Here is a 13,022-nt window from a genome sequence, read left to right on the forward strand (position 1 = left end):
TATTCCATGTTTTCGGAGATTTATTCCACGTTTTTTCGGTTTTCTTCTACGTTTTCAGCAGTTTATTCCATGTTTCTCTCATTTTCAAAGAGTGCTCTCTATCTTAATGAGCAAATATTTTACCAAAACACCATCCGTTAGCGTCCGACTCTGCTTACTCTTCGATTTGCTCTAGTTCTTTCTCCAAGCCTTCTGCAAATAGCCCATATACATAGCGCTCTGCATCGAAAGGTTGGAGGTCATCCATTTTTTCACCCAAACCTACATATTTCACAGGGATATGTAGCTTGTTGCGAATCGCTAAGACAATACCGCCCTTTGCTGTACCATCTAGCTTTGTTAAGACGATACCTGTTACATTTGTAACATCCTTAAACATTTGTGCCTGTACAAGCGCGTTTTGACCTGTTGTTGCATCTAATGCTAGCAATACTTCATGTGGTGCATTTGGAATTTCACGTGAAATAACACGGTGTACTTTTTCTAGCTCATTCATTAAGTTTACTTTATTTTGCAAACGCCCCGCTGTATCGCAAATTAAAACGTCCGCATGGCGGTTTTTGGCTGCGCGAATCGCATCATACATCACGGCTGCTGGGTCTGAACCCTCCGCTTGTTTAATCACTTCACAGCCTACGCGGTCGCCCCATACTTGTAACTGGTCAATCGCCCCGGCACGGAACGTATCGCCCGCTGCAAGCATCACCGTTTTTCCTTCTGACTTTAATCGGTGTGCAAGCTTACCAATTGTCGTCGTTTTTCCGACACCGTTTACACCGACAAATAAAATAACTGTTAGCTCACCTTTTGGCTGCATCTGAATCGTCGTTAAATTCTCTTCACCCGCTTCATAAATTTCTACAAGCTTCTCAGAAATTACCGCTTGAATGCCCGCTGTATCTTTAATGTTTTTACGCTGTACTTCAAAGCGTAGCTTATCCATCAATTCCATCACTGTTTCAAAGCCAACATCTGCCTGTAACAGCACATCCTCTAATTCCTCGAAGAAGTCCTCGTCTACTTTACGGTAGCGTGCTACCAAATCATTTACTTTTGAAGTAAAGGAATTACGTGTTTTTTCAAGGCCTGCTTTAAATTTTTGTGTAATTGACCATGCTGATGGTTTTTCCTCTTCGACAGGCTGTTCTTCTGCGTCCTCCACAATCGCCAGTGGCTGTTCCACGATTATTTCAGGCTCCACAGCTGTTTGTTCTACCGTTTCCATTACTTCAGATGGTTGTTCATTTTCTATAACCTCGGCAACAGCCTGCTCTTCGCTTTGCTCTTCTAGCTGCTGTCGTTCCTTTAGCTGTTCTTCCTCAGCGCCGCCTATTAATTTTTCCTTTAATCGTTTAAAAAAACTCATCTTTATGTCCCGCTCCTTTGTTCTACTAATTCAACCTCTTCTAGCTTCACCGACACAAGTTTCGAAACACCCGATTCCTGCATCGTAATACCGTACAATACGTCTGCACCTTCCATTGTGCCTTTTCGGTGGGTAATCACGATAAATTGCGTTTGCTCGCTAAATTTTTTTAAATATTGACTATAGCGCATCACGTTCGATTCATCAAGAGCTGCCTCCACTTCATCTAAAATACAAAACGGCACAGGGCGCGTTTTTAAAATGGCGAATAGTAGAGCAATTGCTGTGAGTGCACGTTCTCCCCCAGATAAAAGGCTTAAAGTTTGCAATTTTTTCCCTGGTGGCTGTGCAACAATATCAATACCTGTTTCAAGTATATTATTTTCATCAAATAATATTAAGTCTGCTTGCCCGCCACCGAATAATTCGCGGAAAACAATTTTAAATTGCGCACGAATCGCTGTAAATGTGCTCGCGAAGCGCATCTTCATTTCTTCATCCATTTCCTTAATCGCTTCCTGCAATGTTTCTTGTGCTTCCACTAAGTCATTGCGTTGCTCTGTTAAAAATGAATGGCGCTCCTGCACTCGCTCATACTCCTCAATAGCCGCTATATTCACCGGTCCGAGCTCCTCGATTGACAGCTTTAATAAACGCACTGTTCGACGCATCTGCTCAATATCATCAATCGCTATCGCAGCCTCTTGTGCCTCTTCATAGCTTAACTCGTATTGCTCCTCTAATTGCTGTTCGAGCGTCTCTAACTCGTATTGTGTACGGTTGCGTTTTAATTCCAATGTGCGCAACGCATCAACAAAGCCTTTATGAATTCTTGACAGTTCTTGTAAGCTTTGCTCAAGGATTGTCGATTGCTGTTGATAAGCAGTCCTTGCCTCACGCTCTGTTTGAATAACATTTGTTAATTCTTGCTTCTTCACAGTCCAATCAATGACTGCCTGTTCAATTTCCTCTATTGTTGGGCCAGCTCCCTCTTCGGATTGTAGCCATTTTATTTCTTGGGAAATATTTTCGCATTGTTGCTGTATTTTCGAACGCTTTAACGCAATGTCAGCTGCTGTTGCTTGCAATTGTGTTAGCTGTTCGACAGCTACTGCTAGCTCTGAACGTTTTTGTGCTGATTGCTCCCGCAAAGCGTCCTTTTGTGTATCACTATAAACCTTCGCCTCTGTCAACTGCTCTACCTGCTCATTAATCTTTGCAAGTTCTATTGTAATTTGCTGCAAGCGCTCCTGTGCTTGATGCTGTTGTTGAGCTAGCTGCTCTTTACGTGTTGCTGCTGAACTGTGCTCCGAGGAAGACAAGGCAACTGTTTGTTGTAAATTTTTCTCTTGTACTTCGAGCTCTACAATTTTTGTTTTATGTTGCTGCAAAGCACTTTGCAAGCTGTTTTGAGTTAGCTTAATAGCATCTGCCTGCTCAGCTAATGTCGTCACTTGCGCTTTCAATTTAGCAACCGTTTGCTCTGCTGTTACAATATTTTTTTCAAGCTCTGAAAGCTTTTCGACAAGTGTATCGAGTTCTAACTTACGAGAAAATACAGATGATTGCTGCTTCATTGCTCCACCTGTTAACGAGCCACCTGCATTGACGATGTCGCCCTCTAAAGTAACTACTCGGTATTTATAATTGCATAGTCGCGCAATTTGACTAGCACCTTGTAAATGCTTTGCTACAATAACGTTACCTAGTAAGTTTTGGATAATTATTTGGTTCGAAATGTTATATTGCACTAATTCATCTGCAAAGGAAATAAATGCTGGGTGCTCCGCCACTTGTGGCAATTGCTCTGCATAAATTTTACGTGACCTCATAACGGTTTTTGGTAAAAACGTTGCTCGCCCAGCTCTGCGCTGCTTGAGCCAGCTAATCGCTTGCTGTGCGTGCTGCTCGTTTTCTGTCACGATATGCTGAGATGCTGCCCCTAATGCCGTTTCAATTGCGGCAGTGTATTGCCCTTCAATTTGGAGTAATTCAGCAACTGCACCGACAATGCCAGTTAACTGCCCACGCTCACGTGCCAATAAAATTTCTTTAACTCCCTGGAAGAAGCCTGAGAAATCAGCTTCTAGCTCCGCTAACGTTTCCTTACGTGCCTTTAATTGCTGATGGTGCTGGTACGCTTTGTAAAGCAATGCTTGCTTCTCATCAAGCTGATTCGTCGCTGAGCTGATTTCCATTTCTAGCGCTTCGAGCTGTGTCATTTGCCCATTATATTTAGCATCTAATTGTGTTAATTGCTCAATTTCGTTCTGCTTCAATGCCTGCACTTGCTGAAGCTCTTTTTCAGCTTCCTCTGAACGCCCTGTCATACGTAAGGCCGTTTCTTGATGCTGTGTTAATTGCTGCTCAAGATGCTTTAATTCGTTTTTAGTCGTTGCCTCTTCATTTAACAAATCAATATAATGATTTTTCGCCTGCTCAATATCCGCCTCTATTTCTGCTACAGATTTCGTTAATGATTGCTCTAGCTGTTTAATGGCTTGTTTGAGCTGTTGAACCTGCTTTTGCTTTAAAATGAATTGCTCTTTATTAGCTGATTCCTGCTGTATGAGCTGTTGCTCTTCCTCATTAGTCTGTACCAAAGATAATTGCAATTGCTGTAAGTGCTTCTCCGCATTTTGGCGCTTTTCATTGACAAGTGCCTTACGCCCTTCCCAGCGTTCTACTTCCGTACTTGCCTCAATCAATTGCTCCTGCGACTGGTCAAGCGCCTCATCAATTAGCTTTAATTGCGTGCGTATATCTCGCAATTGCTTATTTTTTTCTGCCATTTCACCTGCATGCTGCTGCTCGGTTTGTGCTAATTTTGTATATTCAATATCTGCTACCTGCAATGAACGGTAGCATTCCGTTAAATCATGAGCAATCAGCGCGATATCTGCATCCTTTAATTCTGCGGTCATGCGCAAATAATCCTTAGCAGCCGAGGCTTGCATTTGCAACGGCTCTAAGCGACTATTTAGCTCATGTAAAATATCTAATACTCTGTGTAAGTTTTCATCTGTTTCAACAAGTTTAAATTCTGCCTTTTTTTTGCGTAGCTTGTACTTTAATACACCTGCCGCTTCTTCGAAAATGAGGCGACGGTCCTCTGGTCGACTATTTAAAATTTCGTCTACTCGTCCTTGCGAAATAATAGAAAATGCTTCTTTTCCTAGCCCAGAGTCCATAAACAAGTCCGTAATATCCTTCAGGCGACACTGCTGGTTATTAAGCAAATATTCACTCTCACCTGAACGATACACACGTCTCGTTACACTTATTTCTGTATACGGTACAGCAATTCGCTCGTCTTGATTGTCCAAAACTAATGTTACTTCCGCAAAATTCAATGGTTTTCTTGAATCACTTCCCGAGAAAATGACATCCTCCATTTTTGCGCCGCGCAGCGACTTTGCAGATTGCTCACCTAGCACCCAGCGAATAGCATCTGTCACATTACTTTTGCCGCTTCCATTTGGACCAACGACAGCCGTTACACCTGGTACAAAATCAACGCCTATACGCTCAGCAAAAGATTTAAAACCAATTACTTCAAGTCGCTTCAGAAACACTTTATGCATCCTCCTGCTCTAGCTGTTTAAATGCATTCATGGCACTTTGCGCAGCTTGCTGTTCCGCCTCTTTTTTCGATTTCCCGCGTCCAATCCCAAGCTCCTGATCATTCAATAGCACGCGAGAAATGAAAGTACGATTATGGGCTGGCCCCTTTTCATCAACAATTTCATAGTGGAGTGGTCCATTGTTTGTTTGCTGAACCATTTCCTGAAGCTGACTTTTAAAATCCATCACATGCGAAAAAGCACCGACTTCTATTTTAGGAAATACGACACGCTCTAAAAATGCGACAACATTGTCTAAGCCTTGGTCTAAATAAAGAGCGCCAACGAATGACTCAAAAACGTCTGCTAATAATGCTGGACGCTCCCGCCCTCCTGTTAGCTCCTCACCTTTACCTAATAAAACAAACTGACCAAATTGCAGTTCATTCGCGAAAACAACCAGTGACGGCTCACATACTATTGAGGCACGAAGCTTTGTTAGTTCTCCCTCACTCATTTGAGGGTATTTTTCGAATAAATATTTAGATACGGAAAGCTCTAATACGGCATCTCCTAAAAATTCTAAGCGTTCGTTGTCTGTGTATAGCTTGCGTCGATGTTCATTCACATAGGATGAATGGGTAAATGCTTGGTACAATAATGCTGTGTTGTGAAATGAAATACTTAACTGCTGCTGTAAAGCCTGAAATTGATTTTTTACTTTTTCTGAAAATATGCCTGCCTTGTGCTGGCTTCCTTTTTTTCTAATCGTCATGCACATTCTGCCTTCCTAGTAGTTTCTAACTTTAAGTGTACAATGGAATAGCGGTTTTTTCAAAGGTGTAGCCGTAATTATTTTATTCAGCCTTCAAAAAGAAAAAGAGGCTGTGTTTATCGCCTATTTATGCGACAAACACACCTCTATATTCATTAGTTAACTTTGCTCTCAATATAGCTGATCGCATCACCAACTGTTGCGATTTTTTCAGCATCTTCATCAGAAATTTCCATGTCGAACTCATCTTCTAATTCCATTACAAGCTCAACTACATCTAATGAATCTGCGCCTAAATCGTCGCGGAAAGAAGCTTCTAATTTTACTTCGCTCTCTTCAACGCCTAAACGATCAACTACTACTTTTGTTACACGCTCTAAAACTGTAGACACATCGGTCACCTCCCCTCAAAGATATGCAGCAACCCCTTACTCGACCGTTCCGCTCTCAGCATAAAAAAATGTGCTTCTGCGGTTACTCGGCGCAATAAATATTGCTGAATCCAGATAAAAAATTGTTTATTTTCCACTACATTACCATGCCACCATCAATATGCAATGTTTGTCCTGTAATATAACTCGCCGCATCTGAAGCGAAAAATACAACAGCCTTTGCAATGTCCTCTGGCTGCCCAAGCTTCGCTAAAGGAATTTGTGCAAGCATCGCTGCTTTTAATTCTTCTGGCAGCTCATCTGTCATTTCCGTCGTGATAAAGCCCGGTGCAATGGCATTCACTAAAATATTACGGCTTGCTAACTCCTTCGCCGTCGTTTTCGTTAAGCCTATAACACCTGCTTTTGCTGCAACATAATTTGCTTGTCCTGCGTTGCCAGCTACGCCTACGATAGATGAAATATTAATAATGCGTCCACTACGCTGTTTCATCATTTGACGTGTTACAGCTTTCGTACATAAAAAGACGCCTTTTAAATTCGTGTTCATCACATCATCCCATTCGTCTTCTTTCATACGCATTAGCAAATTGTCACGCGTAATTCCTGCGTTATTTACTAATATATCAATTGAGCCGAATGTTTCCAATGTTTTATTCATTAATTGAGTGACTGATTCTGCATCCGCTACATTTGCCTGTACTGCAATCGCCTCGCCGCCAGCTGCTTGAATTTGCTCTACTACTTGTAGTGCACGCGCTTCACTACCACTATAATTGACTACTACCTTTGCACCTTGCTTTGCTAGCTCTAGCGCAATTGCTTGACCGATACCGCGTGACGCGCCTGTCACAACAGCCGTTTTATTTTGTAATGTCATTATGCCCACCCCTTTGCCGCATCTAATAACGCTTGTAATGATTGTTCATCATATACACAATGTACCTCTGCTGCGCGGTCAATTTTCTTAACTAAGCCTGATAACACTTTGCCGGGTCCGCATTCTACAAAAACAGTAACGCCTTGCTCTAATAGTGTACGCACATTTTGTTCCCATAGAACTGGGCTCACAACTTGCTCAACCATTTCGCGGCGAATTGCTGCCTCCTCCGTTAAAAGTGCCGATGTTACATTGCTAACTACAGGAATTGCTGGCTGTTGAATCGTAAGCTGCTCAACTGTTTGTGCTAGCTTATCCGCTGCTGGCTGCATTAAGCTTGAATGGAATGGTCCGCTCACGACAAGAGGGATTACACGCTTTGCCCCAGCCTCCTTTGCCGCAGCACAGGCTTTTTCAACACCTTCTTTAGTACCTGAAATAACAATTTGGCCAGGACAATTTAAGTTCGCTAATTGTACTGCATCTCCTGCTGCTGATACAGCTTCACATACCGTTTTTAAGGCTGGAGCATCCAAGCCTAAAATCGCCGCCATCGCGCCTTGTCCAGCCGGTACTGCTTCATCCATAAAAAGACCGCGCTTATGTACTGTCGCCACTGCCTCATCAAACGTTATTACACCAGAAGCAACAAATGCGCTATATTCTCCTAATGAGTGCCCTGCTGTATAGTCTGGGCGAATGCCTGCTTCCATAATTTTATTAGCAACCATCACACCTGTTGTCAATAATGCAGGCTGTGCATGATATGTTAATGTTAGCTCCTCCTGTGGACCATTTAACATTAAATTTGTCAAAGAAAAACCGAGTACCTCATCCGCACGCTCATAAAGCGCCTTACTCGCTGCTGTCGTTTCAACAAATTCTGCCCCCATCCCTACTTGCTGCGAGCCTTGTCCAGGAAAAATAAAAGCGATTTTTGTCATTAGTCGTTCTCCTTTACTTGTTGCTGTTTTGCAATTGCGTCCTTAATTGTTGCACAAACATCATGTTCCACCATCATATGGGCTTGTCGAATTGCGCTATAAATCGCTTTCGCATTTGATGAGCCATGTGCCTTTATGACAGGTGCCTGTAAACCAAAAAGCGCGGCACCACCATATTCTGTATAATCCATTTTATCCTTTAGTGACTTTAAATCATTTTTCACGAGCATTGCTGCAAATTTTGATTTCGTTGTCGCCATAAGCGCTTCCTTGAGCATTGAAAAGATTGTGCCTGCTGTTCCTTCCAATGATTTCAAAACCATATTACCAGTAAAGCCGTCCGTTACGACAACATCAGCTACACCATTCAATAACTCACGCGCCTCCACATTGCCTTCAAAGTTTAACTCTGTTTCTTTTAATAGAGTGAAAGCCGCCTTTGTTAAATCATTTCCTTTATTATCTTCTGTTCCTATATTCAATAAGCCAACACGCGGTGCTTTTTGTGAGCGTACTTTTTTGACATAAATATCGCCCATAATCGCGTACTGCTGCAAGTGCTCAGGCTTGGCCTCTGCATTGGCTCCTAAATCTAGCATTAAAAAACCATTGCCATCAACTGTTGGCAATGTTGTCGCTAAAGCGGGACGAGCAACTCCCTCTATGCGTCCCACCTTATATAAGCCACCAGCCATTAATGCACCTGTATTTCCTGCTGATAGACAAGCATCTGCCTCGTTCGTTACAACAGCATCAAGAATTTTCGCCATAGAGGAATCTTTTTTACGACGAACAGCACGCGCTGGGTCGTCATCTCCCTCCACTACTTCTGAGCAATGAATTACTTTAAGACGTGGGTGCTCTTTTAAATAGGGTGCCATCTTTTCTTTTTGACCATATAATTGAATTTCAATTGTTGGGAAGTCCTCTAATGCAAGAAATACCCCATCAATAATTGACTGTGGAGCATTGTCGCCACCCATACCATCTATTGCTAATTTCATGTTGTTTCACCTACACCTTTCGTACGGTACATTTCAAACTCACCTAGAAATACAATTTCATTTTCTACTGTCGACTGCACATCGACATATGTACGATTTTTCACCTTATCCTCAGCACGTACGGTTGCCTTCGTCACAACACGGTCACCCGCTTTTACAGGTTTAACAAACGCAACATTCGATTTAACAGTAAGTGCCAATTCATCATTAATAACAGCTACTGCTAATGAATTTGCCTGTGCAAACAAATGATGTCCTCGTGCGATGCCGTTGCGCTGAAAAACGTGCTCCTCCTTCACATCGAAAATGGAAAGTGCGCGTTTATCTAATTCTATATCTATAATTTCCCCAATGACTTCGTCTAATGGTAAAGATTTCACTTCATTTTCATAGTTTTTAGCTGCTACATCTTTAATGCGCTCTCGCAGCTCTGGAATTGCCAACTCCATGCGATCTAAACGAATCGTTTGTACACTAACACTAAACTTAGCAGCTAACTGATCATCTGTGACGAATGGGTTATCTGCAATTGTTTCGACTAATAATTGTTGGCGTTCCTTTTTCGTTCTTTTCATCGTCACTTGTCACCTACCCATTAGTATTAGAACTTGGTACTAATACCAGTATACATTTTCAAAAATAAGAACGCAACCATTTTTAATCAATGCGCTCCCCTTGTAGTACACCTGATGCTTCAAGGCGATGACGAAGCGGTGCGTATGCCTCTTCCTTCCAAAATGACTCACTATGCACAAGACGCTCTGCATCGCGTCTTGCCACATCTAATGCACGATAATCATGCACAAGATCCGCCATTTTAAATTCAGGTAGGCCGCTTTGCTTTTTACCAAAGAAATCACCAGGACCACGTAGTTCTAAATCCTTTTCAGCCAATTTAAAACCGTCATTCGTTTCCGTCATCGACCGCATGCGCTCCTGCCCTTCATCCGATTTAGGGTCGGCAATTAATACACAATACGATTGATGTTCCCCACGTCCTACGCGTCCCCTTAGCTGATGGAGCTGTGCTAAACCGAAGCGCTCCGCATCATAGATCGTCATAAATGTTGCATTCGGTACGTTCACCCCAACCTCTACAACAGTCGTTGACACGAGCACATGTACCTCACCGTTACTGAATGCACGCATAATTTCATCTTTTTCGGTCGGATGCAGACGTCCATGCATGAGGCCGACTGTAAAGCTCCCTGCAAAATATGCTGTTAAATGATTATAGGCATCGACTGCATTTTGTACATCTAGCTTGTCAGATTCCTCAATCAATGGACAAATGACATATGCTTGTCTTCCCTTGGCAAGCTCTGTCTGCATTTTAGAAAGCACGGCACCAAGCTGCTCCTCCTTCATCCAGTGCGTTTCGATTTCCTTACGCCCTGCTGGTAGCTCATCAATAATTGATACATCCATTTCACCAAATGCGGTAATGGCTAACGTTCTAGGGATTGGTGTCGCTGTCATAAAGAGCACATCTGGATGCTCTCCTTTATCACGCAAAATGCGGCGCTGTTCTACGCCAAAGCGATGTTGCTCATCCGTAATAACAAAGCCAAGCTTATGGAATGTCACATCGGGCTGTATTAATGCATGTGTACCAATTAAAATATCAATCTCTCCCGCAGCTAATTGCTCCAATAAAAGGCGACGCTCTTTCGTTTTTGTTGAACCTGATAAAATCGCAACACGCACACCAATTGGCTCAAACCAGCCCTTCAATGACTCCACATGTTGCTCTGCTAAAATTTCAGTTGGCGCCATCAATGCTCCTTGATAGCCTGCTGTGACCGCTGCATATAAGCCGATTGCCGCAACGACCGTTTTCCCTGAACCAACATCTCCCTGTAGAAGGCGATTCATCCGCTGTGGCAATTTCAAGTCTTTACATATTTCATTAACGACACGCTTTTGCGCAGCTGTTAGCTCATATGGCAATGTTTGAATAAAGGCACGCAGTTTGTCAATATCATAAGCAATTTCAAGCCCTTGCTCCGCCTCCTTACGACTTTTGCGCAATGCTTGAATGCGCAATTGAAATTCAAGCAGCTCCTCGTAAACAAAGCGGCGACGAGCTTGCTTTGCATGCGTGGCATCCTTTGGAAAATGCACGCCCTCTAACGCTTCTTGAATATCAACTAGCTGATAGTCTAAACGTAATTGTGGTGGTAAAATATCCTCTACATCCCCCACTATATCAAGTGCCTGTCGCATATATTTACGGAAGCGCTTTTGTTGAATTAAGCCACGCAAACTATAAACTGGCTCAAAATCTACTTGCTCTGTTTTCGGACCAAATGTGACGGAGGACCCAACAATCACTTGACGCCCTCGGTCCCATTTTCCTGTTACTGTGACAAGCGTGCCTGGCAACAGCCGTTGTCGCAAATAGCCTTGATTAAAAAATACCGCTTTTACTAAATGGCGCCCTGCGCGCACAGCTACCGTTAAACGCTGTTTATTTTTCCCTAAAAAAATGACGGAGGGTATCGATTCAACCGTCGCCTCAATTGTAACGCGCTCATTATGTGGCGTTTCAGCTAAATCCTTCAATCGAAAATCCTCATGACGATAAGGAAATGTCCAAATTAAATCGCCAATTGTTTCAATATGTAATGATTGTAGATGCTCTGCTGTTTCCTTGCCAATTCCCTTCAATGTCGTTACAGGTTCTGTACAGCTTGTCATATTATATCCCTCCTTTTACATGTGTCGTTGTTATTCATCGTACATTGAATATTTTGATAGCTGCGTATTTGTACTCGTTCTACAAGCTGGATTACTTTATAAAAAGTCCATACGATTGCGAATTTCAATAATATTCCCAAAGCCTTTAAATCGGCAAATATTATGTAATAGTCTTGTACAGAAATTTTCTCCCAAAAAATCTTATCCAATAAACACTGTTTCGTCTGGAAAAAGGTTCACCTCTAACATACAATCTTCTATGCTATAGCATTCGCATCCACTAAATTGTCAAGCCATGTTTCATCAATCAAATCTACAAAAATAGTATATAAATGCTTGCCATAGCTATTCAGAATTTCAAAACGGACACCTTTCATACGTGTTCATCTTCTCTTCATGTATAATTATTATATTACATTGATAAAGGAGGAGATTCCAATGAACGACACTTTCCAACGAATTGTAGCAACCTTTTGGGGTATTGAGATGGCATCGTGCGACGTAATCCGTGATAGCGCTAAAAAGCTCGCTGTCATTACCGCAATGGATGGCACGCGCTATATGTTAAAAGGCGAGCAGTATAATAGCGATAAGATGCAGCAAATCTGCGCATTTGCAAATAAGCTTTCTGCAATTTTGCCTGTCACCACTTATTTAAAAATAGGTGATGGTGGCTATACAGTAACAGAGCAAAATATTGTCTATACGCTTGAACATATGGTTTCAGGTACCGCGATTAACTGTTTGACAAATATACATATTGAAGAAATCGGCACTGCATTAGGCAAAATGCATCGTTTCTCACTGGAACATAGCATTTTATTAAATCAAGCAACCTCTTGGGCGATGTTTGGTGGCAATGTGAGCGATGCACTTGGTGATTATGATGAAAACGAGCTAAGCTTTCGTGATTTTGCAACCGCATTTGCACAAGAGCCACATATGCAGGACATCGCTTCGCTTTATACAGGGTATCGTAAGCAATTAGAAGACGTGTGGAGAGAGCTACCAATAGCGGCAACACAAGGCGATTTTTGCTATTACAATATGCTTTTTGATGAGCAACAACAAATTAGTGGTATTTTTGATTTTAATTTAGCAGGTGATGAAGTTTTACTAAATGAATGTGTAGCAGTAGGTGTTTACTTATGCTGGCATGTAGATTATCAGGGTGAGCTGTCTTCTACACAACGATTTCAGCAATTTATGCAAGCATATGAAAAGCAAAGAACTTTGAATGTATTGGAGAAAAAGATGTTTCCTGCGTTATTCGCTATTATTCGTGCGTTCCGCTATGACCGTGTAGAGAATGGAATTAAAAATAGTGAAGCAAAAGGGGTATTTTTGAATGAGACATTGGAGATTTTGCGTAATTGATAGTAAAAAATAAAGCTCTCG

The 13,022-nt window shown here is 42.1% G+C and carries 10 protein-coding genes; 1 reads left to right on the forward strand and 9 read right to left on the reverse strand.

The features are described from left to right. Window positions 1-154 precede the first annotated feature (154 nt). From ftsY to recG, 9 genes are all read right to left on the reverse strand, one after another. Window positions 155-1,366 carry a signal recognition particle-docking protein FtsY gene (gene ftsY, locus MHB51_RS06910; RefSeq protein ID WP_066169950.1) on the reverse strand — a complete coding sequence of 404 codons (1,212 nt, stop codon included), beginning with the start codon at window positions 1,364-1,366 and terminating at the stop codon, window positions 155-157. Between the two features lie 2 nt (window positions 1,367-1,368). Beyond that, a complete protein-coding gene (gene smc, locus MHB51_RS06915; RefSeq protein ID WP_342559268.1) occupies window positions 1,369-4,941 on the reverse strand; it encodes a chromosome segregation protein SMC in 3,573 nt (1,190 codons plus the stop codon). 1 nt (window position 4,942) lies between these two features. Then, on the reverse strand, window positions 4,943-5,704 hold the full coding sequence (gene rnc, locus MHB51_RS06920) for a ribonuclease III (protein ID WP_066169944.1): 762 nt from the start codon (window positions 5,702-5,704) through the stop codon (window positions 4,943-4,945). Between the two features lie 155 nt (window positions 5,705-5,859). After that, complete coding sequence (gene acpP, locus MHB51_RS06925) at window positions 5,860-6,096, reverse strand: acyl carrier protein (RefSeq protein ID WP_042471856.1); 237 nt, start codon at window positions 6,094-6,096, stop codon at window positions 5,860-5,862. Between the two features lie 136 nt (window positions 6,097-6,232). Beyond that, the gene (fabG, locus tag MHB51_RS06930; RefSeq protein ID WP_107942275.1) at window positions 6,233-6,976 is read right to left on the reverse strand and encodes a 3-oxoacyl-[acyl-carrier-protein] reductase; all 744 of its coding nucleotides are present in this window, start codon (window positions 6,974-6,976) and stop codon (window positions 6,233-6,235) included. Further along, a complete protein-coding gene (fabD, locus tag MHB51_RS06935; RefSeq protein WP_342559269.1) occupies window positions 6,976-7,920 on the reverse strand; it encodes an ACP S-malonyltransferase in 945 nt (314 codons plus the stop codon). Before fabD ends, fabG begins: the two co-directional genes overlap by 1 nt. Then, window positions 7,920-8,924 (reverse strand): phosphate acyltransferase PlsX, encoded by a 1,005-nt coding sequence (gene plsX, locus MHB51_RS06940; protein ID WP_107942273.1) that lies wholly within the window; start codon window positions 8,922-8,924, stop codon window positions 7,920-7,922. The genes fabD and plsX overlap by 1 nt, the downstream gene beginning before the upstream one ends. After that, a complete protein-coding gene (gene fapR, locus MHB51_RS06945; protein ID WP_066169932.1) occupies window positions 8,921-9,499 on the reverse strand; it encodes a transcription factor FapR in 579 nt (192 codons plus the stop codon). The genes plsX and fapR overlap by 4 nt, the downstream gene beginning before the upstream one ends. A gap of 82 nt (window positions 9,500-9,581) precedes the next feature. Next, window positions 9,582-11,624 carry an ATP-dependent DNA helicase RecG gene (gene recG / locus MHB51_RS06950; RefSeq protein ID WP_342559270.1) on the reverse strand — a complete coding sequence of 681 codons (2,043 nt, stop codon included), beginning with the start codon at window positions 11,622-11,624 and terminating at the stop codon, window positions 9,582-9,584. A gap of 438 nt (window positions 11,625-12,062) precedes the next feature. Between recG and MHB51_RS06955 the strand changes: the two genes are divergently transcribed. Then, window positions 12,063-13,001 (forward strand): phosphotransferase, encoded by a 939-nt coding sequence (locus MHB51_RS06955; RefSeq protein ID WP_342559271.1) that lies wholly within the window; start codon window positions 12,063-12,065, stop codon window positions 12,999-13,001. The last annotated feature ends 21 nt before the right edge of the window (window positions 13,002-13,022 follow it).

Source organism: Metasolibacillus sp. FSL K6-0083, from assembly GCF_038630865.1.
GTDB lineage: Bacteria > Bacillota > Bacilli > Bacillales_A > Planococcaceae > Metasolibacillus > Metasolibacillus fluoroglycofenilyticus.

Coding starts and splice junctions, on each gene's coding strand:
- ftsY (WP_066169950.1), bottom strand. CDS start 1,366: ATGAGTTTTTTTAAACGATTAAAGGAAAAATTAATAGGCGGCGCTGAG.
- rnc (WP_066169944.1), bottom strand. CDS start 5,704: ATGACGATTAGAAAAAAAGGAAGCCAGCACAAGGCAGGCATATTTTCA.
- fabG (WP_107942275.1), bottom strand. CDS start 6,976: ATGACATTACAAAATAAAACGGCTGTTGTGACAGGCGCGTCACGCGGT.
- fabD (WP_342559269.1), bottom strand. CDS start 7,920: ATGACAAAAATCGCTTTTATTTTTCCTGGACAAGGCTCGCAGCAAGTA.
- plsX (WP_107942273.1), bottom strand. CDS start 8,924: ATGAAATTAGCAATAGATGGTATGGGTGGCGACAATGCTCCACAGTCA.
- fapR (WP_066169932.1), bottom strand. CDS start 9,499: ATGAAAAGAACGAAAAAGGAACGCCAACAATTATTAGTCGAAACAATT.
- recG (WP_342559270.1), bottom strand. CDS start 11,624: ATGACAAGCTGTACAGAACCTGTAACGACATTGAAGGGAATTGGCAAG.
- MHB51_RS06955 (WP_342559271.1), top strand. CDS start 12,063: ATGAACGACACTTTCCAACGAATTGTAGCAACCTTTTGGGGTATTGAG.